This is a genomic window from Acinetobacter sp. R933-2 (assembly GCF_030325485.1).
GTDB classification, from domain to species: Bacteria; Pseudomonadota; Gammaproteobacteria; order Pseudomonadales; family Moraxellaceae; genus Acinetobacter; species Acinetobacter sichuanensis.
Window position 1 is genome coordinate 182843 of the sequence record NZ_JACAIJ010000008.1, and the last position, 22102, is coordinate 204944.

The 22102-nt window shown below is 37.5% G+C and carries 22 protein-coding genes; 19 read left to right on the forward strand and 3 right to left on the reverse strand.

Going from position 1 to position 22102, the window contains the following annotated elements; all coding sequences use genetic code 11:
• Window positions 1–181 precede the first annotated feature (181 nt).
• From HX005_RS11420 to HX005_RS11435, 4 genes are all read left to right on the forward strand, one after another.
• On the forward strand, window positions 182–1540 hold the full coding sequence (locus HX005_RS11420) for a spinster family MFS transporter (protein ID WP_286377460.1): 1359 nt from the start codon (window positions 182–184) through the stop codon (window positions 1538–1540).
• Window positions 1541–1705: 165 nt separating this feature from the next.
• On the forward strand, window positions 1706–2695 hold the full coding sequence (locus tag HX005_RS11425; RefSeq protein WP_286377461.1) for an AraC family transcriptional regulator: 990 nt from the start codon (window positions 1706–1708) through the stop codon (window positions 2693–2695).
• A 113-nt stretch (window positions 2696–2808) separates the two neighbouring features.
• The gene (locus HX005_RS11430) at window positions 2809–3915 is read left to right on the forward strand and encodes an NAD/NADP-dependent octopine/nopaline dehydrogenase family protein (protein ID WP_286377462.1); all 1107 of its coding nucleotides are present in this window, start codon (window positions 2809–2811) and stop codon (window positions 3913–3915) included.
• 1 nt (window position 3916) lies between these two features.
• Complete coding sequence (locus HX005_RS11435; RefSeq protein ID WP_286377463.1) at window positions 3917–4900, forward strand: 3-hydroxybutyryl-CoA dehydrogenase; 984 nt, start codon at window positions 3917–3919, stop codon at window positions 4898–4900.
• A 113-nt stretch (window positions 4901–5013) separates the two neighbouring features.
• Here HX005_RS11435 and HX005_RS11440 read toward each other — a convergent pair whose 3' ends face one another.
• The gene (locus HX005_RS11440; RefSeq protein ID WP_107007957.1) at window positions 5014–5481 is read right to left on the reverse strand and encodes a MarR family winged helix-turn-helix transcriptional regulator; all 468 of its coding nucleotides are present in this window, start codon (window positions 5479–5481) and stop codon (window positions 5014–5016) included.
• Window positions 5482–5629: 148 nt separating this feature from the next.
• Here HX005_RS11440 and HX005_RS11445 point away from each other — a divergent pair, with 148 nt between their 5' ends.
• From HX005_RS11445 to HX005_RS11515, 15 genes are all read left to right on the forward strand, one after another.
• A complete protein-coding gene (locus HX005_RS11445; RefSeq protein ID WP_286377464.1) occupies window positions 5630–6742 on the forward strand; it encodes an amidase in 1113 nt (370 codons plus the stop codon).
• A gap of 18 nt (window positions 6743–6760) precedes the next feature.
• Entirely contained in the window at window positions 6761–7927 is a 1167-nt protein-coding gene (locus HX005_RS11450) for an acyl-CoA dehydrogenase family protein (protein ID WP_286377465.1), read from the forward strand.
• A gap of 31 nt (window positions 7928–7958) precedes the next feature.
• The gene (locus tag HX005_RS11455) at window positions 7959–8483 is read left to right on the forward strand and encodes a nuclear transport factor 2 family protein (protein ID WP_286377466.1); all 525 of its coding nucleotides are present in this window, start codon (window positions 7959–7961) and stop codon (window positions 8481–8483) included.
• A gap of 29 nt (window positions 8484–8512) precedes the next feature.
• Entirely contained in the window at window positions 8513–9790 is a 1278-nt protein-coding gene (locus HX005_RS11460) for an aromatic ring-hydroxylating oxygenase subunit alpha (protein ID WP_107007953.1), read from the forward strand.
• A 10-nt stretch (window positions 9791–9800) separates the two neighbouring features.
• Window positions 9801–10286, forward strand: coding sequence for an aromatic-ring-hydroxylating dioxygenase subunit beta (locus HX005_RS11465; protein ID WP_286377467.1), 486 nt, complete (start codon window positions 9801–9803; stop codon window positions 10284–10286).
• Between the two features lie 9 nt (window positions 10287–10295).
• A complete protein-coding gene (locus HX005_RS11470) occupies window positions 10296–11033 on the forward strand; it encodes an SDR family NAD(P)-dependent oxidoreductase (protein ID WP_107007951.1) in 738 nt (245 codons plus the stop codon).
• A gap of 34 nt (window positions 11034–11067) precedes the next feature.
• Complete coding sequence (locus HX005_RS11475) at window positions 11068–12021, forward strand: PDR/VanB family oxidoreductase (RefSeq protein WP_286377468.1); 954 nt, start codon at window positions 11068–11070, stop codon at window positions 12019–12021.
• Window positions 12022–12075: 54 nt separating this feature from the next.
• Window positions 12076–13041, forward strand: a complete 966-nt coding sequence (locus HX005_RS11480; RefSeq protein WP_286377483.1) for a p-hydroxyphenylacetate 3-hydroxylase reductase component — start codon at window positions 12076–12078, stop codon at window positions 13039–13041.
• Window positions 13042–13296: 255 nt separating this feature from the next.
• Window positions 13297–14439 carry an ABC transporter substrate-binding protein gene (locus HX005_RS11485; RefSeq protein ID WP_286377469.1) on the forward strand — a complete coding sequence of 381 codons (1143 nt, stop codon included), beginning with the start codon at window positions 13297–13299 and terminating at the stop codon, window positions 14437–14439.
• 95 nt (window positions 14440–14534) lie between these two features.
• Window positions 14535–15572 carry a branched-chain amino acid ABC transporter permease gene (locus HX005_RS11490; protein WP_286377470.1) on the forward strand — a complete coding sequence of 346 codons (1038 nt, stop codon included), beginning with the start codon at window positions 14535–14537 and terminating at the stop codon, window positions 15570–15572.
• Complete coding sequence (locus tag HX005_RS11495; protein WP_286377471.1) at window positions 15569–17371, forward strand: branched-chain amino acid ABC transporter ATP-binding protein/permease; 1803 nt, start codon at window positions 15569–15571, stop codon at window positions 17369–17371. Before HX005_RS11490 ends, HX005_RS11495 begins: the two co-directional genes overlap by 4 nt.
• A complete protein-coding gene (locus tag HX005_RS11500; RefSeq protein WP_286377472.1) occupies window positions 17368–18141 on the forward strand; it encodes an ABC transporter ATP-binding protein in 774 nt (257 codons plus the stop codon). Before HX005_RS11495 ends, HX005_RS11500 begins: the two co-directional genes overlap by 4 nt.
• A 14-nt stretch (window positions 18142–18155) precedes the next feature.
• On the forward strand, window positions 18156–19148 hold the full coding sequence (locus HX005_RS11505; RefSeq protein ID WP_286377473.1) for a ketopantoate reductase family protein: 993 nt from the start codon (window positions 18156–18158) through the stop codon (window positions 19146–19148).
• An 11-nt stretch (window positions 19149–19159) separates the two neighbouring features.
• A complete protein-coding gene (locus tag HX005_RS11510) occupies window positions 19160–19909 on the forward strand; it encodes a class II aldolase/adducin family protein (protein WP_286377474.1) in 750 nt (249 codons plus the stop codon).
• Between the two features lie 31 nt (window positions 19910–19940).
• Window positions 19941–20927, forward strand: a complete 987-nt coding sequence (locus HX005_RS11515; protein ID WP_286377475.1) for a TauD/TfdA family dioxygenase — start codon at window positions 19941–19943, stop codon at window positions 20925–20927.
• Window positions 20928–21070: 143 nt separating this feature from the next.
• Here HX005_RS11515 and pcaD read toward each other — a convergent pair whose 3' ends face one another.
• Together pcaD and HX005_RS11525 are read right to left on the reverse strand one after the other, a co-directional pair.
• Window positions 21071–21847 carry a 3-oxoadipate enol-lactonase gene (gene pcaD / locus HX005_RS11520; protein ID WP_107007941.1) on the reverse strand — a complete coding sequence of 259 codons (777 nt, stop codon included), beginning with the start codon at window positions 21845–21847 and terminating at the stop codon, window positions 21071–21073.
• A 141-nt stretch (window positions 21848–21988) separates the two neighbouring features.
• The coding region (locus tag HX005_RS11525) for a hypothetical protein (RefSeq protein ID WP_286376984.1) at window positions 21989–22102 on the reverse strand (114 nt) is incomplete at its 5' end.

The window sequence follows — 22102 nt, forward strand, 5'->3', positions numbered from 1 at the left end:
ACATAGTTATTCACAATGAAGGGTAAAATGTTGCTGACTTTTAAATCGCTCATTTCATATTGATCCAATTGAAAATACTGCCATTTTAAATTTTATTCAACACATTTTCTTTACATTGTGCATTGCTTAAGGAAACGCAATAACGATAACACGATGTTATCGTTTCACAGGATGAAAATGGATGAGTAATTTAAATATCCATAGGGAAAAAGAACAAAGTAAATCAAGTGTATATGTATGGTATGTCGTTTTACTTTGTATGTTGGCATATATATTTTCATTTATTGATCGGCAAATTTTAGCTTTGATGATTGAGCCAATTAAAGCAGATTTAAATTTAACAGATACTCAATTTAGTTTATTACACGGTTTAGCTTTTTCATTATTTTATGCCTTTATGGGCTTGCCTCTTGCTTATTTAGCAGACCGTTTTTCACGCCCTAAAATTATTGCTGTTGGGATTGTGTTTTGGAGTATTGCCACAGCATTATGCGGTTTAAGTAAAAATTTTATTCAGTTGTTTTTTAGTCGTATGGGTGTCGGTGTTGGTGAAGCAGCATTATCACCTGCAGCATACTCTATGTTTAGTGATATGTTCAGTAAGGATAAACTTGGACGTGCTGTGGCGGTTTATTCTATTGGTTCATTTGTCGGTGGTGGGATTGCCTTTTTAGTTGGCGGTTATGTGATTGGCTTACTTAAAGATATGAGCTTAATCCAAATTCCAATTTTTGGTGCAATTAAAGCATGGCAAATGGCATTTATTTTAGTGGGTTTGCCTGGTGTTTTTATTGGTTTACTCTTTCTTTTAACAGTACGTGATCCACAACGTAAAGGTCAGAAGTTAAATGCAGCAGGTCAAGTTGAAAAAGTGAGCATGAAAGCCACCTTTCAATTTTTAAAAAAGCATCGTACAACATTTAGCTGTCATTATTTTGGTTTCACTTTTTATGCCATGGCATTGTATTGTTTAATTAGTTGGTCACCTGCATTTTTCATGCGCAAGTTTAGTATGACACCAACTGAAGCTGGATATATGTTAGGTACGGTATTATTGGTTGCAAATACCTTAGGCGTGTTTTGTGCAGGTTGGTTAAATGATTGGTTGATTCAAAAAGGTCGTAAAGATGCGCCAATGATTACAGGTGTTATCGGCATTGTGGGTTTGGTTTTACCTTTAATTGCATTTACACAAGTATCAGAACTTTGGTTAGCCGTGACATTATTAGCACCTGCGATGTTCTTTGCATCTTTCCCAATGCCAATTTCCACTACAGCAATGCAAATGTTAGCACCAAATCAGTTACGGGCGCAGATTTCAGCAATTTTTCTCTTGATTAGTAACTTAGTCGCAGTTGGAATAGGCACAACTTTGGTGGCTTTGGTCACAGATAAAGTGTTTGAAAACCCTTTAATGGTTGGAACTTCATTGTCTATTGTTGGTGGGATTTCGTGTGTTTTAGCCTTTATTTTATTGAAAAAAGGCTGTAAAGCATTTAGTACCAGTATGCAGCAAGAACAAGGTCAAGGTATCTCATAATGTTTGCATGGCTTATATCTTATTTTAAAAGTGGTGATATATAGCCGATCATATAAATTGATTTGAGAAAAAAGTCTTTGTGATAGATTTTTGTGATTGCCCATTTGTGAATACGTGGGCTTTTGCTATTTTAAAAAAGAACAATAAAGCCAATGGAGGGCAGTAATGAAACAATTATTTAACTTTAATCATTTGCATTATTTAGATGAGTTTTTATTATTTAATTCCAATGATTATCAAACAATAAAAGATCAAATTAGTCATTATTTATGCCCACATCAATTTGATGTAAAAGCGGTGACTGATTTAAATACACGTTTAAATGGTTTTAGTTTTGGTCAGTCTGCTTTGTATGATTTGAAATATAGCGCACCTGTTGCGATTACGCTTGATGAAGATTCACCATATTATTTGTTTCGGATCACTTTAGAAGGTCAATGCAAAGTTGAATATGCACAAAACAAAGTAGTGCAATCTGTTGGGATTATGACAGTCACGCACCCACATACCAAAAGTCGTATTGTGACCAATCATCATTGTCGCAATATTATTTTAAAACTCAGTAAGCAAGAAGTAGAAACACAATTATTTAAAATGTTGGGTTATCGTAGTACAGAAGCAGTTATTTTTAATAGCGGAATGTCATGTACTGATGAAGGTTTGAGTGCCATTGTTGAAACATTAAACTATTTATGTCATGCCTATTATAATATTCAAAATTGGAGTTTTATTTCAGAAAGTTTTACCGCATATTTAATTGAGCTTATTTTATTAAAAGTACCCAATAATTATAGTCTAAAGTTAAATGAAAGGCGGCAACACGTTTTACCCAATTATATGAAAAAAGCTCAAAAATATATTCAACAACATCTGCGAGATAATATTACCTTAGCTGAATTAAGCCAGTTTTGTGCTGTTTCAACGCGTACTTTACAAAAAGGATTTAATCAATATTTTCAGCAAACGCCAATCGAATATATTCGTGATTTACGTGTGGAATTGGTGCATCAAGCCTTATTAAATAGTCATGAATATGAAACTGTATCTGATATTTTACTGGAAAATGGCATTCAAAGTTTTGGACATTTTTCGACGATTTATAAAAAGCGTTATGGTTGTTTACCTTCACAAACTTTAAAAATGCGTGTTGCCTAAAGTTAAAATGCTCAACATATTCTCTTCGTAAATGGAATAGTTCTGTCGCATACGGAGATGCCACCTGATTTTATTCGCTCTATGATGGAGGGTATCAATCAGGAGGATGAATAATGAAAATTACAGTATTAGGTGGCGGTCACGGATGCTATGCAGCAGCTTTAGAAATGGCAGAAAAAGGGCATGAGGTTGTTTTATGGCGTCGTGATACAGAGGCTTTAAATGAATTGGCAGCTACAGGTCAGCTTTTTGTCAAAGATTATCAAGGTGAGCGTTCAGTCACAGTGGGTTTTAAAGCGTGTCAAATCAACCTGCAAAATAATTTAGAGCAAGCTATTCAAGATGCTGAATTGGTGATTATTCCATTGCCATCAACAACACATTTAAATCTTGCAGCTCAAGCCGCGCCTTATTTTAAAGAAGGGCAAGTGGTGTTTTTACCACCGGGTACTTTTGGAAGTTTTGTGTTTGCTCAAGCGATGTATGATGCAGGCAATCATGCCAAAGTTGCTTTTGCTGAAACAGGAACATTGCCCTATTTAGTTCGTAAACATGGCGTTAATCATATCGTTGTGAGTGGTTATGCGACACGTTTACCTACGGGTGTCTTCCCAAGTCAGTTATCTGAGCATGCATTTCATATTTTAAAACAAGCTTATCCGAGTGTAGAGCCTATTGAAGATGGTTTAAGTGGGGCTTTGATGAATGCAGGTCCAATTATTCACCCACCACTGATTATGATGAACGCAGGTCCTTTAGAGCATTTTGAGGCATGGGATATTCATAATGAAGGAACACAGCCTTCTATTCGTCGGGTGACCAATGCGCTTGATGCTGAGCGTATACGTGTACGAGAAGCTCTAGGTTATGCTGCACCACATTTCCCACTCGCTGATCATTATAATAAGGAAGGTGAGGGTGATGAATGGATGTATGGACGTGGAGCACATGGAAAATTAACCGATAGCGGTGATTGGCGTGAAGATATTGACTTAGAAAAACATCGTTATATGTTAGAGGATACGCGTTTAGGTTTATCTTTGATTGTGTCTGTTGGACGTTGGGCTGGTGTAGCAACCCCTGTTGCTGAAGGTTTATTGAATCTTGCTTCTGCAGTTACAGGTAAGGACTTATATGCTGAAGGGCGTACTTTAGAAAATTTAGGCTTGGTCAATAAATCTAGACAAGACATGCAGATTTTACTGCAACAAGGAATTTAACATGTCTAAAATTCAAAATGTTGCAGTCGTTGGCGCTGGGCGTATGGGAAAAGCGATTGCAATCGCTTTCGGCTACGCTGGCTTACAGGTCAAATTAATTGATGCAAAAGTACGTTCTGAACAGGAGTTTTTACTTTATGAGCAGCACGTTAAGCAAGATCTTGCTCAAGAGTTGACTTTATTACAGGATATTCAATTTATTCAAACTGATCAAATGCAGATGATTCAAAATAATATTGAAATCATGGCAAAATCAGCAGCGATTGAATTTTTGAAAAAATGTGATTTGGTGATGGAGGCGGTGCCTGAACAATCACACGTTAAACAAGATATTTTGAGTTGGCTTGATCAATATATACCAACACAATGCATTGTTGCTTCAACCACATCGACTTTTTTAGTGACCGATATTGCTAAAATGCTGTCACACCCTGAGCGTGTTGTAAACGCACATTGGTTAAATCCTGCTTATCTGATTCCATTGGTTGAACTGAGTCGTTCAGAACAGACTTCAAATGAAACGGTTGAAGCGCTAAGATCTTTTTTAACACAAATCGGCAAAGTTCCTGTGCTATGTAATGCTAAAGCAGGCTATATCGTACCTCGTATTCAAGCCTTAGCGATGAATGAAGCTGCCCGTATGGTTGAAGAAGGTGTAGCATCAGCAGAGGATATTGATATTGCAATTCGTACAGGTTTTGGTTTGCGCTTTTCTGTACTGGGGCTGCTTGAGTTTATTGATTGGGGCGGTGGTGATATTTTGTATTATGCTTCACAGTATTTGCAAAAAGAACTGGGTGAGCGTTATGCAACACCCGAGGTTATTGTAGAAAATATGCAAAATAACCGAAATGGTTTACGTGAAAAACAAGGTTTTTATAATTATGAAAACATGGATGTCGCTGCATATAAGTTACAAGTATTAAATACATTTGCACAACGCATTGAACAGGCAAATTTAAAACCAAAATTTAATTGTGTTTAAAAAAATATCGTGATAAATCAAATCTTAGCTTCATGTTTTATCATCATTGAATGCTTTGACTTAAAGTTAAAAAACCGTTGTTTAAACAACGGTTTTTTTATTGGAAAATAATTTTAACTTGAAGGCATAAGATCGTAAATTTTTTTCATTTGAGCATTGAGTTGCTTCAGTTCATCGTCATCAAAAGCATTCAAAATACCTGAAAGTGTGATTTGGCTAATGGTATTGATCTGTTCGACTAATGAAAACCCTTTTTCTGTCAGTTTTACCATTGAAATACGTTCATCTTGCTCAGATGAAAATACTTCAACAATTCCATCCTCAACCAGTCGATATACTGCTTTGGTTGCTGTTGTTAATTTGAGTGTAGATAAATTTGCAATTTCGGTAATACTGGCTTGCCCTAAAGCATTTGCGCTCAGAATGATTTTACGGCGAGTATTGTCTATACCTAATTTTTTTATAGATTTTTCAATAAGTTGAGTGTATTTCCCATTCACTTGAGAAATCCAAAAAAATGGATAACTCTTCAAGCTTTCTGGCTCATTGTTGGGAAGAAATTGTTCTAAATTTTTAAGCATGGCCAAGCTATAACTGAGTTAAAAAATAATATATCCAATTATACAAGGATTTGAAAAAAAAACTTTAATTCTAAGTATAAAAAATACTTGACAATTACATTACTTTTTCTATTATTATAGTTATATATAAAAATACATGGAAAAGTGAATGAATATTGTTGCAGAGGATGTGCACTTAGGATCAGGAACGCTCACTGTGATGGTGAAAGATTCTATAGATATTCAAGGATTTAAAACACGTTCAGGCAGCCGTTCGTTAGAAGATAGCGCAGTGGCAGAAAATCATGCGGATGTCGTCGCACGAGTGCTTGCAAATGATTGCAAAATAACCGCCAAAACCAATTTACATGAGTTGGCATTTGGCATCACGGGTATTAATCATACATTTGGTACACCCCTTAACCCTAAATATCCAGATTTAATTCCGGGTGGCTCATCAAGTGGTTCTGCTGCTGCTGTTGCCGCACAGCTTGCAGATTTTACTTTAGGTACAGATACAGGCGGATCAATTCGTATGCCAGCAGCATGCTGTGGTGTATATGGTTTAAAGCCTACATTTGGTCGTGTGAGTCGCAATGGAGTTCATCCTGAGACGAGTTCTTTGGACTGTGTTGGACCTTTTGCAAACTCAGTCGAAATGATTGAAACCGCCATGCAAATTATAGATCCAAGTTTTGCAGCATTAAATGCCATAGAGCAAACACTCAAACTTGCATGGTTGGATGTAGATGCAGATGTAAGCGTCATTTCATGTATAGAAAAATTTTTATCTCAAAGAAATTTAGATATTGGGCATGAACATGTCGCATCTTTTACCGATGCTTTTCATGCAGGTATGCAAATCATTAATTATGAAAATTGGCAGGCTTATGCAGCACTCACCAAAACAGGTTTGATTGGTGCTGATGTACAAGGACGCTTGTTAAAAGCTGCGGAAACGACACAAGAACAAGTTCAACAAGCGGAGCAAATCAAAAAGATTTTTACACAAGAAATTGATGCGTTATTGGAACAATATGATGCTTTGATTTTACCCACTTTACCGCAGTTAGCACCCAAAGTTGTTGATGCTGAAAATACGGTGGCATTTTTAAACTTAACTGCTCTGGTTCGCCCATTTAACTTATCTGGGCATCCTGCAATATCCATTCCACTAGAAACAGAACAGGGCTTTCCTGTTGGATTACAAATCGTAGCTAAACGCAATGCGGATGAGCAGTTGTGTGCAATTGCAAAATTTGTCGTGAAGGCAGCGCAATAAATTACAAGGAGTTAGGTAATGAATGATTTATCTAGAGTATTTAGTTTTGACCAGAGTACAACGGTTGATCTTGAGACGTTGTGTCAGGAAATTCGTGAACGTGCAATCACAGGCGAGTTTGATGATCAGGCTTATGTCAGCCAAGACATGATTCAAAAGTTAAAACAATTGGGTGTATATCGTGCACTTGTGCCAAAACGTTTTGGTGGTTTGGAAGTTTCGCCAAGAACATTTTGTGAGTTAATTGAAAAATTATCTATGGCTGATGGCTCAGTGGGTTGGGTTGCAAGTTTTGGAATGAGTCCTGCTTATTTAGGTGGTTTGCCTGAGGAAACTTTGCAACTTTTATATAAAGATTCGCCTGATATTGTATTTGCTGGCGGAATTTTCCCACCGCAACCTGCTGAAATCACAGACGAAGGTGTGGTTGTAAAAGGTCGTTGGAAGTTTTCAAGCGGTTGTATGGGGGCAGATATTGTCGGTGTAGGAATTTCTCCACGTAAAGACAATGAAGCTCAAGGTTTACCGCGTATGGCAGTGTTGCCAGCACATAAAGTAAAAATTGAAATGACTTGGGATACGGTTGGTTTAAAAGGAACAGGCAGCCATGACTTAATTGTTGAAGATGTATTGGTTGCAAAAGAGTGGACTTTTGTTCGTGGTGAGCCTTCAAAACTGTCAGAACCCTTTTTTAAATATCCATCTTTATCTTTGGCAACACAAGTGTTGACGGTTGTAGGTATTGGCGTGGCAGCGGCTGCATTGGAAGAGTTTAAAAAACTAGCACCGGGTAAAGCATCGATTACAGGCGGTTCAGAAATTGCAAATCGACCTGTTACACAATATGAATTTGCGCAAGTTGAAGCAGAGTTTAAAGCAGCACGTACATGGTTCTATGAAACGATGGACGCAGTATGGAATGAAATACTTGCAGGGCAAAAACCGACAGAGCAACAGATTAGTGATATGCGTTTGTCTTGTACACATGCAGCACGTGTTGCAGCGCGTGTGGCTCGTAAAATGCAAATGTTGGCAGGGATGACTGCTATTTATACCAATAATGTGTTTAGTCGTTTTGTAAACGACACCAATGTCGTGACACAGCATGCTTTTATGGGCGACGCTACTTTACAAAATGCAGGTTCGGTAAGTTTTGGTCTAAAACCAACACCGGGTTATTTATAAGCATTTTTAGGCAAAAAAGTGAGTATTTAAGATGAATGACATGGATCTGACAGCAATCTTAGCACGTCTAAATAAGCTTGAAGCAGAGAGCGCGATTCGTAATTGCATCAACCGTTATATGGAAATCTGTGATGCATTAGATGCCAATACTGATCTGAATGAATTGATGGATTTATTTGACTCCAACAGTATTTGGGAAGGGATTGGCGAAAAATATGCCAAATCTTTTGGGCGTTATGAATCATGGCAGGCAATTTATGACATGTTCAAAAGCTATACCCAAAAAGAATCACATTTTGTCATGAATGCTCACTTTGTCAGCTCAGAACAAATTTATGTAGAACAGCAGCAGGCAAAAGCCACTTGGCTGATGTTGCAAACTTCAACGTTCCGTGATGGTCGCAGTCATTTAAATGCAGCCAAACTCAGTGTGAAGTTTCAACAACAGGCAGATGGAACTTGGAAAATAAAACATTTCCAGACTGAAAATATTTTAAGTCGCCCTGTATCGCATTGGGACAGTACAGCCGAATTGCCAGTACCGACCCAAAATTAACCAAGGATAAATGAAAAAGGATCATCAAAATGAATAGTATTATTCCAATGCAGAATATTGATATTGATTATAACGAGCTTGTGCAAAGTGATCGTGCGCATACATCTTTGTATAAAGATGCCAATATCTTTGAAGATGAAATGGAAAAAATATTTTATAAAACTTGGGTTTGGGTTGCTCATGCGAGTGAAATCCCAGATGCTGGTAGTTATAAAACAATGAACATTGGTAAACAACCTGTGGTTGCAGTACGTGATCGTAAGAAAAAAGTTCATGTGCTGTTAAACCGTTGCCGTCATCGTGCTGCAACTGTTTGTGAACATAAAAAAGGTAAAACCAATAGTTTTGTTTGCCCATATCACGGTTGGAGCTATGCACTTGATGGCAGTTTACGTGGTGTGCCATCTCCTGAAAGTTATGGTGAATGTTTAGATAAATCAGAACTGCCAATGATCAGTTTACGTGTCGAAGAATATAACGGCATGATTTTCGCGTCATTTAATCATGATGTAGAGCCACTAGAAGACTTTTTAGGTGCTGCGAAAAAATGGATTGATTTGTTCATGAAACAAGGCGCAGGTTATCCTGTCAAAGTTTTAGGTGAGCACCGTTTTACGTTCCCAGGTAACTGGAAAATTCAGTTAGAAAATACAACGGATGCGTATCATTTCCCATTGGTACACAAATCATTCCTCAGCTCTGTAGATGAAAAAACAGAAGAATTATTTAACTTTGAAAACCAACCAGGTTATGTCGAAGATTTGGGTAATGGTCATAGTGTGATGGTCATGATTCCTGAATTGGTTGATTTAGACGAAGAATTGATGGAACGTCCAATTCAAGAACGTTTTGAAGATTTGGCACAGGCTTTACGTGATGAAGGACATGAAGAATTAGAAGTGCGTCGCATTGTACGTGCAGTGGGTGGTTCAGGTTTTAACTTAAATATCTTCCCAAATATCGCTTGTTCAATGGCATTTTTCCGTGTAATGCAGCCGATTTCTGTAGAAAAAACTGAAATTCACCATTCTGTGATTACGATGGATGGTGGTCCTCAAATTGCGAACCAATATCGTCTACGTTTACATGAACATTTCCAAGGTCCATTTGGTTTTGGTACACCAGATGACGCTGAAGCATGGGAACGTGTACAAAAAGGTGCAAGTGCAGGTGATGATTTGTGGATCATGTTGAATCGTGGTTTACCTGGTGAAGTGAAAACGGAAGATGGTCTAAAAAGCGATGTGAGTGCTGAAACAGGGATGCGCGCTGCTTATCAGCAGTGGAAAAAGTTGATGACGGCTTAAGGAGAGTGCCATGAAAATTGATTTGAATTTATTAAATGAAGTGACTGCTTTTATTTGGGCTGAAGCAGATATGCTCGACCATTTTGAACATGAAGCATGGTTAAGCCTGTGGAATGAACAAGGTGTTTATATTATTCCGATTGATCCGACATTGACTGATTATGAAAATAATTTGAACTATGCCTATGACAATCATCATATGCGTCAACTTCGTGTGAATCGCTTAAAAAATGGTGAAGCAATTTCAACATCACCAAAAGCCAATACTGTACGTAGTGTGTCACGAGTACGCATTATTAAAGATGAAAATGGTGAGATCGTCTTACGTTGTGCGCAGAACTTACGTGAATTTCGTAAAGAAAATTTAAAACATTATACCGCAGATATTACATTCCATTTGGTACGTGATGCAGAACAAGGTTTTAAAATTAATCGTAAAATTATTAACTTAGTTAACTCTACAGATACTTTAGCGGGTATCAGTTACATTCTCTAGGAGAAAAAAATGAAACAGGTTGTTTTAGTGACTGGTGCTGCATCAGGTTTGGGAAATGTCATCGCTGAATATTTTGCAGCGCAAGGTCATCAGGTGATTTTATCGGCAAGTACTTTAGAAAAAGCTGAAAATGCTCAAGCACGTAGTGCACATGCAGACCATATGTTTCCTTTGAAATTAGATATTTCACAAGAAGCAGATTTTCATGCTGCTGTGGCGTGGATCGAAACGAAATTTTCTAAACTCGATGTGTTGATTAATAATGCAACAGTCACTAAGGCAACACCTGTTTTAGAAATTACAGCAGCAGATTTTGATTGGATTACCCAAGTAAATCAAAGAGGTACATTCCAAGCCTGTCAAATTATTGGGAAATATATGGCAGATAAAGGTCAAGGACGTATTATTAATATGGCGTCGTTGGCTGGGCAAAATGGTGGAACTGCAACAGGGGCACATTATGCGGCAAGCAAAGGTGCAATTGTGACCTTAACCAAAATTTTTGCGAAAGAATTTGCAGCAAAAGGGGTGACTGTAAATGCCATTGCACCAGGTCCAATGGAGTCACCTATTGTACATAGTGTCGTATCTGATGAAAAAATGGCACAGTTTATTCAAAATATTCCAGTGAAAGCCTTAGGAAGTATGGAATTTATTGCAGAAACATGTGCTTTATTGGCAAGTCCAAATGCTGCATTTGTGACAGGTGCAACATGGGATATTAATGGCGGATTATTTATGCGTTAAGCCTTGTGCTTAATGCATAAGAGGGAGAAAAATCATGACTACACTTTATCCTGTTGTTGTTAAAAACCGTCATATTGAAGGTGAAAATGTCGCAGTTATGGAGTTTGAATCTGCGACAGCAAAAGTACTGCCTAAAGTTGAGGCGGGTGCTCACATTGATGTGCATTTACCCAATGGTATGGTTCGACAGTATTCGCTTTGTCAAAATCCGAGCCAACAAGGCATATTTCGTTTGGGTATTTTACGTGATCCCGAATCACGTGGTGGTTCAGTTTCTGCATTTGATGACCTCAAAGATGGCATGCAAATTCAGGTCAGTGAGCCTAAAAATTTATTTCCACTGGTCAAGGCAAAACATAGTGTTTTGATCGGAGGTGGAATTGGAATTACGCCACTCATTACGATGGCATACCAGTTGCAACAAGAAGGCGCTTCATTTGAACTACATTATTGTGGTGCAAGTCCTGAGCGTTGTGCTTTTGTTGATGAAATTAAAAATGGTGAACTTGCGGCATTTACAAGCTTTCATTTTAAATCGGAAGGTGCAAGCCATCGTGAGTTTTTTGAATCTGCAATCAAAGATATTGATTCAGAAAGTCATATTTATACCTGTGGTCCAAATGGGTTTATGGACTGGGTGATTAATCTGGCAACAACACAAAACTTTTCTGAAAATCAGATTCATAAAGAATATTTTCAGGTTGATATTGAAACAGGTGGCGATGCATTTGAAGTGGTTGCGCAACAAAGCGGCAAAATTATCATGGTGAATGCAGAAGAAACGATTTTACAGGCTTTGGCACGAGAAGGTATTGAAATAGAAATGTCTTGTGAACAGGGTGTATGTGGTACATGTATGTGTGATGTCATCGAAGGTGAGCCTGATCACCGAGATGTTTATTTTACTGATGAAGAAAAAGCCAGTAATGAGCAAATATTAGTCTGTTGTTCTCGGGCTAAATCAGCGCGTTTGGTGCTTGATATTTAAATTTTTCAAACAGATATAGTCCATTTAGGAATAGGACCAAAGATTCAGGAGAGAATAATGAATGCATTACAAGCAATAGAGACTATGCAAATAGATCCAATGAAATTTCGTCGTGCTTTAGGTAATTTTGCGACAGGTGTGACGATTATGACTGCACAAAATGCAGATGGCGAAAAAGTAGGCGTTACAGCAAATAGCTTTAACTCAGTCTCTTTAGACCCTGCCTTAATTTTGTGGAGTATTGATAAAAAATCTTCGAGTTTTCATGTGTTTGAACAAGCAACACACTTCGCAGTCAATGTTTTGTCAGGCTCTCAAATTGAGCTATCGAATAAATTTTCACGCCGTAATATTGATAAATATGACGGTACAAGCCATCGTGAAGGTGCAGGTGGCGCTCCAATTTTGGCACATTGCTCTGTGGTATTTGAATGTGAACGCCATCAAATTATTGAAGGTGGTGATCATTGGATTATTATTGGCAAAGTTGTAAATTTTCATGATGAAGGGCGTAGTCCATTGGTATATCACCAAGGTGCATATTCTGGTGTGACTCCACATCCTTTATTGCAAGTGAAAGATACCAATGATCATGTTGAATATGATGTTGGAGCAATGCATCAAGGGCATTTACATCGTAACGTTTGTTATTTGATGAGTCGTGCTTTTAAATTTTACCAAAATGACTATATTCCAAAACAATTGGTGACGGGTTTTAGAACCAGTGAAGCCAGATTATTGTTAGTGCTTGGCAGTGGTACAGCTTCTAGCAAAGCTGATTTACCTCGAGATATTGCAATGCCAATGCGAGAGGTTGAGCAATCGGCGGCGATATTAGCCAAAGAAGGCTTATTGGTGGAAAATGATGGTTTTTATCATTTAACAGAAAAAGGTAAAAAAACAGCACATTATTTATTTGATATCGCCGATAGTCACCAAAATGAAGTCTTTGAAAAGTACCCTGAAAATGAAAAAGAGATTTTCATTAAAATCTTAAGAGATATTGCAGGTATTGTTTAAGACGTTTATTTACCGATAAAAAATGAAAGATTTTATCGGTAAATTTGAGGACTTGAAATTTCGATCAGTGTATTGTGCTGAGTCAATCATTAGGATGATGATTGTTGCAATATATGGTCTAAATTTTAAAAATAGCATCTATATCGATTTAAAATTCGATATATATTTTTAAAATTAACATGAAAATTACATGTATTTATGTTATAAAAATGCTAAGTCGAGAGACTTGTGATAATGAAAAATGGAGTTAAGGATATGGAAATTAAAAAAATATTACTGCTTTCAGCATTAACGACTGTTGCAGTAAATAGTTATGCAGAAATACGTATTGGTGTGGTGAGTTCATCTACTGGACCTGTTGCGATGGTCGGCATTCCACAACGTAATACAGTTGCTTTGCTGCCTAAAATGATTGGTGGTGAAAAAGTCACTTATATTTCATTGGATGATGCAAGTGACCCAACTGCCAGTGTAAAAGCAGTCAATAAACTGATCAATGAAAGTAATGTTGATGCGATTATTGGACCATCAGGTTCACCTAATGCCAATGCTGTTATCGGTACTATTGCCAAAGCGCAAGTTCCTTTATTAGCACCAGTTGGTACATCAACGGTCGTGTTACCGATGAATGAGCAACGTAAATGGGTATTTAAAACCACACAAAATGATGAGTTGATTGCAGAAGCTTTAGTCGATGATATGGTGAAGCGTAACATCAAAACTTTAGGTTTTATTGGTACAGCAGACCCTTATGGAGAAAACTGGAGCAAAGTTGTCAGTAACTTAGCAGCCAAGAAAGGGATTAAAGTCACTCAAAAAGAATCTTTTCAACGTCAAGATACGTCATTAACAGGGCAAGCGCTAAAATTAATTGCAGGTAAACCACAAGCGATTTTGGTGGCAGCACCAGGAAGTTCAGCCGTTACTCCACAAGTGGCTTTATATGACCGTGGATATCGTGGGCAAATGTACCAAACACATGGTGCAGCGTTGGATCAATTTTTAAAACTGGGTGGTAAAAAAGTTGAAAATACGATTTTAGCAGCAAGTTTAATGTTGGTGATTAATGAGGTGGCAAATACACACCCATCTAAAGCCATTGCATTGAAATATATGAATAATTATAAAAAGGCTTATGGTGAGTATCCCGCGACTTTTGGCGCTAACGTGTATGATGCAGGTTTGTTGCTTGAAAAAGCGATTCCAATTGCATTAAAGCAGTCTAAACCAGGAAATGTGAAATTCCGTCAAGCTTTACGCAGTGCATTGGAACAAACCAAAGAATTGGCTGCAACACAAGGCGTTTATAACATGACACCAATGGATCATAGTGGTTTTGACAAGCGTGGACGCGTGATGATTACAGTAAAAAATGGACAATGGACGTTGTTGAAATAATTCATCTTTTTTAATTTATTAATCTGCTATTTAAAATTTAGGGTGTAAACACTCTTAGCGGAGTGTTGCCTCTAAAATAGCAAGGATCAGGCGTTATGGATTTAGATATCGCATTAATTCTTGGGCAAGATGGCATTACCAGTGGTGCAATTTATGCGTTGCTCGCATTATGTATTTTATTGGTTTTTACCGTAACCCGAATTTTACTTATTCCTTTAGGCGAGTTTAGTGTTTTTGGTGCTTTAACACTTGCTGCAATTCAAGCTGGAACACCAAGCCGTATTGTCTGGTTACTCGTCGTATTTTTTGTTGTGCAATTGCTTATAGATGCTTATGTGAGTTTAAAAAATAACGCAAAGTTTAATTTAAAGAGTCATAGTCTATGGGGGTTTTATATTGCGCTCATCACAGCTGCAATGTATTTTTTGCCTTTAGCAGAGCTACCAATTTTTGTTCAAGTCATACTGGCTTTGGCTGTGGTTACACCGCTAGGTCCACAAATTTATCGTTTATTTTTCCAACCTTTAGTGGCTGCTAAGCCTTTAGTTCTACTGATTGTTTCGATTGCTGTGCATGTCGCATTGGTCGGAATCGGACTATTAATTTTTGGTCCAAATGGTGCGCAAACTAAACCCTTTAGCGAAGCGACTTTTGAAGTTGGTAGTTTGGTTGTGAGTAGTCAAACTTTATATATCTTATTTGCTTTTTTTAGCATGATTATTTTGTTGTGGTATTTTTTTGGTAAAACACTCTACGGCAAAGCATTAAGAGCAACGGCTGTAAATCGAGTGGGTGCTCAGCTCATGGGAATTTCTCCTATTTTTGCAGGAAAAATCACTTTTGCGATGGCTGCATTTATGGGGGCATTTGCAGGAATTCTCATTGCACCGATTACAACTTTATATTATGACTCAGGCTTTATTATCAGTTTAAAAGGATTTGTGGGCGCGATTATTGGCGGTTTAGCAAGCTTTCCTGTTGCTGCAATCGGTTCTGTTGTTGTTGGTATTATTGAAGCATTTTCAATGTTTTGGGCAAGTGACTATAAAGAAATCATTGTATTTACCTTGATTATTCCATTTTTACTTTGGAAGTCTTTAACCTCTCGTCAAATTGAGGAGGATCATGAATGAAGTCTAAGTATTTATTTATGGGCTTTGTTGCGCTCATGGCAATCAGTCCTTTCTTGCTACCCACCTATCAAGTCACATTATTAAATTATATTGGTCTAAATGCCTTAGTGGTTTTGGGTTTAGTCTTACTCACAGGCGTTGGCGGCATGACCAGTTTTGGTCAGGCAGCATTGGTGGGAATTGGTGCTTATTCAACAGCGTATTTAACTGTGACAGAACAGCTTCCACAATTTTTAGCATGGACAGGAGGAAGTCCTTGGGCAGCCTTGTTGTTGGGAATATTCATTACTGTGGTTTCTGCACTTTTAGTCGGTGGATTAACCTTAAAACTGTCGGGGCATTATTTACCTTTAGGCACAATTGCTTGGGGAATTTCTTTATATTATTTTTTCTCAACCATTGAAACATTAGGTGGGCATTCAGGGATTTCCAATATTCCAAATATTGCGATTGCAGGTTATGCCTTAGATACCAATAACAAAATGTTTTATCTGATTTGGTTTATTTTATTTATTGCGATTATTTTGACTAAAAACTTACTTAACTCAAGAGAAGGTCGTGCGATTCGTGCGCTTAAAGGTGGGCAAGTTATGGCAGAGTCTATGGGGGTGAATACCTTTAGATCAAAAATGGTCGTATTTATTATTTCTTCAGTTTTTGCGTCTATTTCTGGTTGGTTGTATGCGCATAATCAGTCCTTTATTAACCCAACGCCATTTGGTCTGCAAATGGGGATTGATTACCTATTTATGGCTTTACTCGGTGGGGTAAGCAGTATTTGGGGTGCAATTTTTGGAGCAGGCATTTTTACAATGATGCGCCAATGGTTACAAGACCTCATGCCTGTATTATTTGGTAATGAAGGACAGTATGAAACGATTGTCTTTGGCTTAATGATTGTTGTGTTGATGCAAAAAGCACCATCTGGTTTATGGCCGATGTTGGTAAAGTTACTTCCTCAGCGTTTTAAAGCCAATGATTTACATACTGTTTTAACTGAACCTACGCAAAAATTACCCAGCTTAGATTTACCTGCCAAAGGTACAGTCATTTTAGAAGCGAAAAATGTCACAAAAAAATTTGGTGGTTTAGTTGCCAATAACAATATGAATTTAAAAATTCATGCAGGTGAAATATTAGCCCTGATTGGTCCAAATGGTGCAGGTAAAAGTACCATGTTTAATCAACTTTCGGGGGTCGATGTACCAACCAGTGGCGAAGTGATTTTTTTAGGTGAAAAAATTAATGGCAAGCATTCTCGTGAGATCGCGAAAAAAGGACTCAGTCGGACTTTTCAGCATGTCAAAATTTTACCTGAAATGACAGTGCTCGAAAATGTCGTGATTGGTGCGCATTTACGTGGCAAAAAAGGCGTATGGGCATCTTTATTTCGCTTAGATCGTGAAGAAGAAAACAATCTTTTAAATGAAGCTAAATATCAATTAGAACGTGTCGGTTTAGGTGAATATCTTTATACCGAAGCGGGCAGTTTAGCATTAGGGCAACAGCGCATTTTAGAAATTGCACGTGCTTTGTGTGCGCATCCAAGTTTATTGTTACTAGATGAACCCGCAGCAGGTTTACGTTTCAAAGAAAAGCAAGCTTTGGCTGATTTATTAAGCAAATTAAAAGCTGAAGGCATGGCAATTTTACTGGTTGAACATGATATGGATTTTGTCATGAATTTGGTTGATCAGGTTGTCGTGATGGAGTTTGGTGAGAAAATTGCAGAAGGCTTACCAGAAGATGTACAAAAAGATGAGGCGGTGTTAGAGGCGTATTTAGGAGGTGTAGCATGAGCATCGTAACAGCAAATACGCAAGGGAAAAGCTTACTTGAAGTCAATAACTTAAGTGTTGCTTATGGCAAAGTCGAAGCTTTAATGAACTTTAATATGCGAGTGAATGAAGGACAAATTGTTTCTGTTGTGGGTCCAAATGGTGCAGGAAAAACCACATTACTTTCAGCCATTATGGGGGTATTGGGTTCAAAAGGTCAGGTTGAGTTTGATGGTCAAGTCGAACAATGCCCACAAATTGAAAGAATGGTGGTACGTGGTTTAGGACTTGTCCCTGAAAAACGAGAACTTTTCAGTACCATGACGATTGAAGATAATTTAATGCTAGGTGGCTTTCAGCGTTATCGTCATGGTGATCGGGCTTTAAAAGAAACTTTAGATGAAGTTTATACCATTTTTCCTCGTTTAAAAGAGCGTCGTATTCAAGAGGCAGGTACGCTTTCAGGCGGTGAACGTCAAATGTTAGCCGTGGGACGTGCTTTAATGGCAAAACCAAAATTATTAATGCTTGATGAGCCAAGTTTGGGGCTTGCACCTTTAATTACCCGTGAAATTTTTAAAATTATTGATCAATTGCGTGGACAAGGTGTATCAATTTTATTGGTTGAACAAAATGCGCGTGCTGCACTAAAACTTGCTGATTATGCTTATGTACTTGAAATGGGTGAATTATCTATGCAAGGAACAGGGCAAGATTTAGTTGAAGATCCTAGAATTATTGAAAGTTATTTGGGAATTAACAGTAAACATCAGGACATTCTGGCAATTTAGTAGGGAGTTTTGTGATGCAAAAAAATGCCAAAATTGCCATTTTAGGAGCAGGTGCAATCGGTTGCACCTTAGCAGCACGACTTATTTTATCGGGTTGTGATAGCGTTAGTTTGATCGCACGTGGTGAAAATTTTCAAGTTTTATCAAAGCAAGGTATTTATCTTAAAGATTTAACAGGTGAATATCATGTGCAGCCCTACCAAGTGGTTGAAGATTTAACCCAGTTAGATAAGCAAGACATTGTTTTTATTGCCACAAAATCCAATGCCTTGCCACAAATTGTGCAATCACTTCAGCATGTTTTACATGCAGAGAGTTTAGTTATTCCTTTAATGAATGGTATTCCTTTTTGGTATTTTTATCAGCAGGAAGCACAACAAGATATTCCTGTGGTGAGATGTTTAGATGCAGATCAGCAATTAATTCAGCAGTTTCCTTTAGCACATTTAATCGGTGCGGTTGTATTTATTACCGCAGAGCTAAAAGCTTATGGAAAAGTTGAGTCGAATAATCCGTATTTATTGATTTTAGGTGAACCAACTCATCAAATTACATCACGTTTAACAGCAGTTAAAAAAATCTTTGTTGATACAGAAATTGAGTTACGAATTACAGAATATATTCGAGATCAGATTTGGACGAAAGTGATAGCAAACTTAAGTTCAAATCCTTTGTCAGTTGTGGCAGGAGCCACATTAAAAGATATTTATTCACATCCTTATTTACGTGAAATTACGTTGCAAATTACACAAGAAGTACGGCAAGTTGCAGCAAGTTATGGCGCCCGTATCAGTATAGACCCAATGACTTTTTTACAACTTGGTGCAGATATGGGCGAGATTCATACGTCAATGTGGTATGACTATCAAAAAAAACAACCTTTAGAAATGGCAGGTATTGCAGAAGCAGTTTTAGAGTTAGCAGAGCGCTTTAACTGTCCGATGCCAGTCACCAAACATATTTGTAATCTTACACATTATTTGAGTCAACAATCACTTCAACCTTAAAAAGGATTTTTATGAATGCAAGTGTAAAACCCATTAGTATGTGTCAGCAGGAGTGGGAACTGCGCGTAAAATTGGCACATTGCTACCATTTGGTCGATTATTTTGGTTGGACAGAAACCATTTTTAACCATATTTCAGCACGTCTTGAGGGCGATGAAAATCATTATTTAGTCAATCCTTTTGGGCTAAATTATAGTGAAATTACACCTGAAAATTTACTCAAAGTTGATTTAGATGGTCATAAGGTTGAACCCTCTGAATATGATGCAAATCCAGCAGGTTTTGCTTTACATAGCGCAGTACATGGCGCACGACATGATATTCGTTGCCTCATTCATACCCATACCACACCAATTAGCGCAGTGGTACAAAAGAAAAATGGTTTTTCCTATGATAGTTTTTATGGTGCGCAACTCTATGGGCGTGTGGCTTATCATGCTTTTGAGGGAATTACTTTATTTGCAGAAGAAAAACAGCGCATGATTGAAAATTTAGCAGATAAGCATATTTTAGTGCTACGCAATCATGGGATTGCAGTAGGAGAAAATAGCATTGAAAAAGCATTTTTCTTACTTTGGACTGTACAGCGTGCGGCTGAAATTCAGTGTCAAGCAGGTGCACTAGGAGGCGAAGACTATCCATTAAGTGAAGAAGTAAAACAAAAATGCACAGATCTAACCGCAATGCTCATTCGTGACAGTGGTTTTGCCATTAAATTTTTTAATGCGATGGTGCGTAAAATGCAAGCAACAACAGCTTGATAGAACAAGCTTAATCAACAGGGAAAATGTGATGAGTATTATTTTAAAAGAAAAAATTGAAGCAAAAGCTGCATGGATCGGTAAGGATTTAGCACAAAATCAACAAAATTGGATTTATCAACTTTCACCACATAGTTTAAGGGTATTTGATCAGGCACTCAAACAAGTTGAAGCGAAACATTTAACCGCACCACATTTTACTCAGCAAGACTTTTTGATTGATGATCAAGATGTATTAGCAGAAATCGCACATTGGGCAGATGAACTCGAAAATGGTTATGGTTTTTTTGTACTGCGAGGCTTATCGGCAGAGATCTACTCTGAAACACAATTAGCCATTATTTATTATGGTTTAGGTTTATATTTGGGTGAACCTGTAACTCAAAATCCAAAAGGGGACTTGATTGGCTTTGTACAAAATGTCGGTGATCAAAGCCAAAAATCGACACGGGTTTATGAGACAAATACTTATTTACCTTATCATACTGACTTATCGGATGCAGTTGGACTACTCTGTATTCGTAAAGCCAAAGAAGGTGGTTTGAGTAGTTTAGTCAGTGCAGCTACCATTTATAATAAAATTTTAGCCGAATATCCTGAATATCTAAGTTATTTTTATCATCCGATGCCTTGTGCGCATTTAGGTGATGATATTGAACCACTTACGCCTATTTTTAGCTTTTATCAAAATAAATTAAGTTGTCGTTATATGCGTGCATATATTGAACTTGGACATGAATATCAAAACTTTAAAATTTCTCAAGTTCAAAAAGAAGCTTTAGATCTTTTTGATCATTTTATTCATGATCCTGATTTACGTTTAGATATGATGTTAGAATCGGGCGATATCCAATTTTGTAATAATTATGCAGTGATGCATTCTCGAACAGGATTTATAGATGATGAACATCCTGAAAAAAATCGTAAATTATTGCGCCTTTGGTTAAAAATGCCAAATGCACGTATGTTATCGCCAGAGTTCCCAGGCAGAAATGGTATAGCGGTTAAAGCAGCTTAAGAGATTAAACATTAAATTTAAAAAATGCTTTAAATGTAAGGTTCATTTGAGGCATTTTTTGTTTGAGATAAAGGATAAAACATAAAAAAAGATGTAATGTCGAAACACTACATCTGAAGAGGAAACATAAAAATAAAACAGAATTAATTCAAAATACCACGTAGAGCTTGCGTAAATTCTGTTGGGCATTCGATATTTGAAATATGAGAAGCATTAATTTCAAATAGCTGACTATTTGCAATGCGATCAACCATATACTGACCATCTGCAACCGTAGTTACAGGATCTTGCTGACCTGCGATTACAAGTACTGGAACTGTAATATTTTTCAATTCTTCACGTAAATCTGCTTTAGCCAAAGCTTCGCAACAACTTGCATAACCTTCTGCGCTGCCAGCTGCTAAGTCGTTACTTAAAGATTGTACAGTTGCGGCTTGGCTTTGGATAAAGCTTTCCGTAAACCATCTTGATGCCGCAGTTGCAGCAATGGTTTGCAGACCTTGTTGGCGTACTAAAGCAGCACGCTCATTCCATGCTTGTTCTTGTCCAATTTTTGCTGCGGTATTACACACAACAACATGATTAAAACGCTCTGGCTTATGAATAGCAAGCCATTGACCCGTTAAACCACCCATTGAAATACCACAGAATGTTGCTTTTTCAACCTGTAAATGGTCTAACAAATTCACAACATCTTGCCCAAGTTGTTCAATACAATATGGACCTTGTGGTGCAGAAGAAGCGCCATGTCCACGTGTATCATAGCAAATCACAAAGAAATCATTTTGCAATGCATCAATTTGCGGTTGCCACATGCTGTATTTTGTACCCAATGAGTTAGAAAATACAATTGCAGGCTGACTTGCATCACCAAAAGTTTGGTAATTAATTTGGGCATCATTGGATGTAAATGTTGGCATTTTCTTTTCCTCATCCTCTTTCTTCTTTGCGGAATGATATTCCTCATCCTTTAAGAAAGGAGGGAAGAAAGAGCAGTTATCTTTGTATAAAAAATCCCCCTAAATCCCCCTTTTTTAAAGAGGGACTTTACTTAGGAGGGATTAAACACGTTCAATAATCAAAGCAATGCCTTGACCGACACCGATACACATTGAGCACAGGGCATATTTACCACCTGTTGCTTCAAGCTGATTCAGTGCGGTAATCACCAAACG

Coding starts and splice junctions, on each gene's coding strand:
- pcaD (WP_107007941.1), bottom strand. CDS start 21,847: ATGCCAACATTTACATCCAATGATGCCCAAATTAATTACCAAACTTTT.
- HX005_RS11510 (WP_286377474.1), top strand. CDS start 19,160: ATGAATGCAAGTGTAAAACCCATTAGTATGTGTCAGCAGGAGTGGGAA.
- HX005_RS11500 (WP_286377472.1), top strand. CDS start 17,368: ATGAGCATCGTAACAGCAAATACGCAAGGGAAAAGCTTACTTGAAGTC.
- HX005_RS11515 (WP_286377475.1), top strand. CDS start 19,941: ATGAGTATTATTTTAAAAGAAAAAATTGAAGCAAAAGCTGCATGGATC.
- HX005_RS11420 (WP_286377460.1), top strand. CDS start 182: ATGAGTAATTTAAATATCCATAGGGAAAAAGAACAAAGTAAATCAAGT.
- HX005_RS11445 (WP_286377464.1), top strand. CDS start 5,630: ATGAATATTGTTGCAGAGGATGTGCACTTAGGATCAGGAACGCTCACT.
- HX005_RS11435 (WP_286377463.1), top strand. CDS start 3,917: ATGTCTAAAATTCAAAATGTTGCAGTCGTTGGCGCTGGGCGTATGGGA.
- HX005_RS11470 (WP_107007951.1), top strand. CDS start 10,296: ATGAAACAGGTTGTTTTAGTGACTGGTGCTGCATCAGGTTTGGGAAAT.
- HX005_RS11430 (WP_286377462.1), top strand. CDS start 2,809: ATGAAAATTACAGTATTAGGTGGCGGTCACGGATGCTATGCAGCAGCT.
- HX005_RS11485 (WP_286377469.1), top strand. CDS start 13,297: ATGGAAATTAAAAAAATATTACTGCTTTCAGCATTAACGACTGTTGCA.
- HX005_RS11455 (WP_286377466.1), top strand. CDS start 7,959: ATGAATGACATGGATCTGACAGCAATCTTAGCACGTCTAAATAAGCTT.
- HX005_RS11495 (WP_286377471.1), top strand. CDS start 15,569: ATGAAGTCTAAGTATTTATTTATGGGCTTTGTTGCGCTCATGGCAATC.
- HX005_RS11460 (WP_107007953.1), top strand. CDS start 8,513: ATGAATAGTATTATTCCAATGCAGAATATTGATATTGATTATAACGAG.
- HX005_RS11450 (WP_286377465.1), top strand. CDS start 6,761: ATGAATGATTTATCTAGAGTATTTAGTTTTGACCAGAGTACAACGGTT.
- HX005_RS11490 (WP_286377470.1), top strand. CDS start 14,535: ATGGATTTAGATATCGCATTAATTCTTGGGCAAGATGGCATTACCAGT.
- HX005_RS11465 (WP_286377467.1), top strand. CDS start 9,801: ATGAAAATTGATTTGAATTTATTAAATGAAGTGACTGCTTTTATTTGG.
- HX005_RS11505 (WP_286377473.1), top strand. CDS start 18,156: ATGCAAAAAAATGCCAAAATTGCCATTTTAGGAGCAGGTGCAATCGGT.
- HX005_RS11475 (WP_286377468.1), top strand. CDS start 11,068: ATGACTACACTTTATCCTGTTGTTGTTAAAAACCGTCATATTGAAGGT.
- HX005_RS11440 (WP_107007957.1), bottom strand. CDS start 5,481: ATGCTTAAAAATTTAGAACAATTTCTTCCCAACAATGAGCCAGAAAGC.
- HX005_RS11425 (WP_286377461.1), top strand. CDS start 1,706: ATGAAACAATTATTTAACTTTAATCATTTGCATTATTTAGATGAGTTT.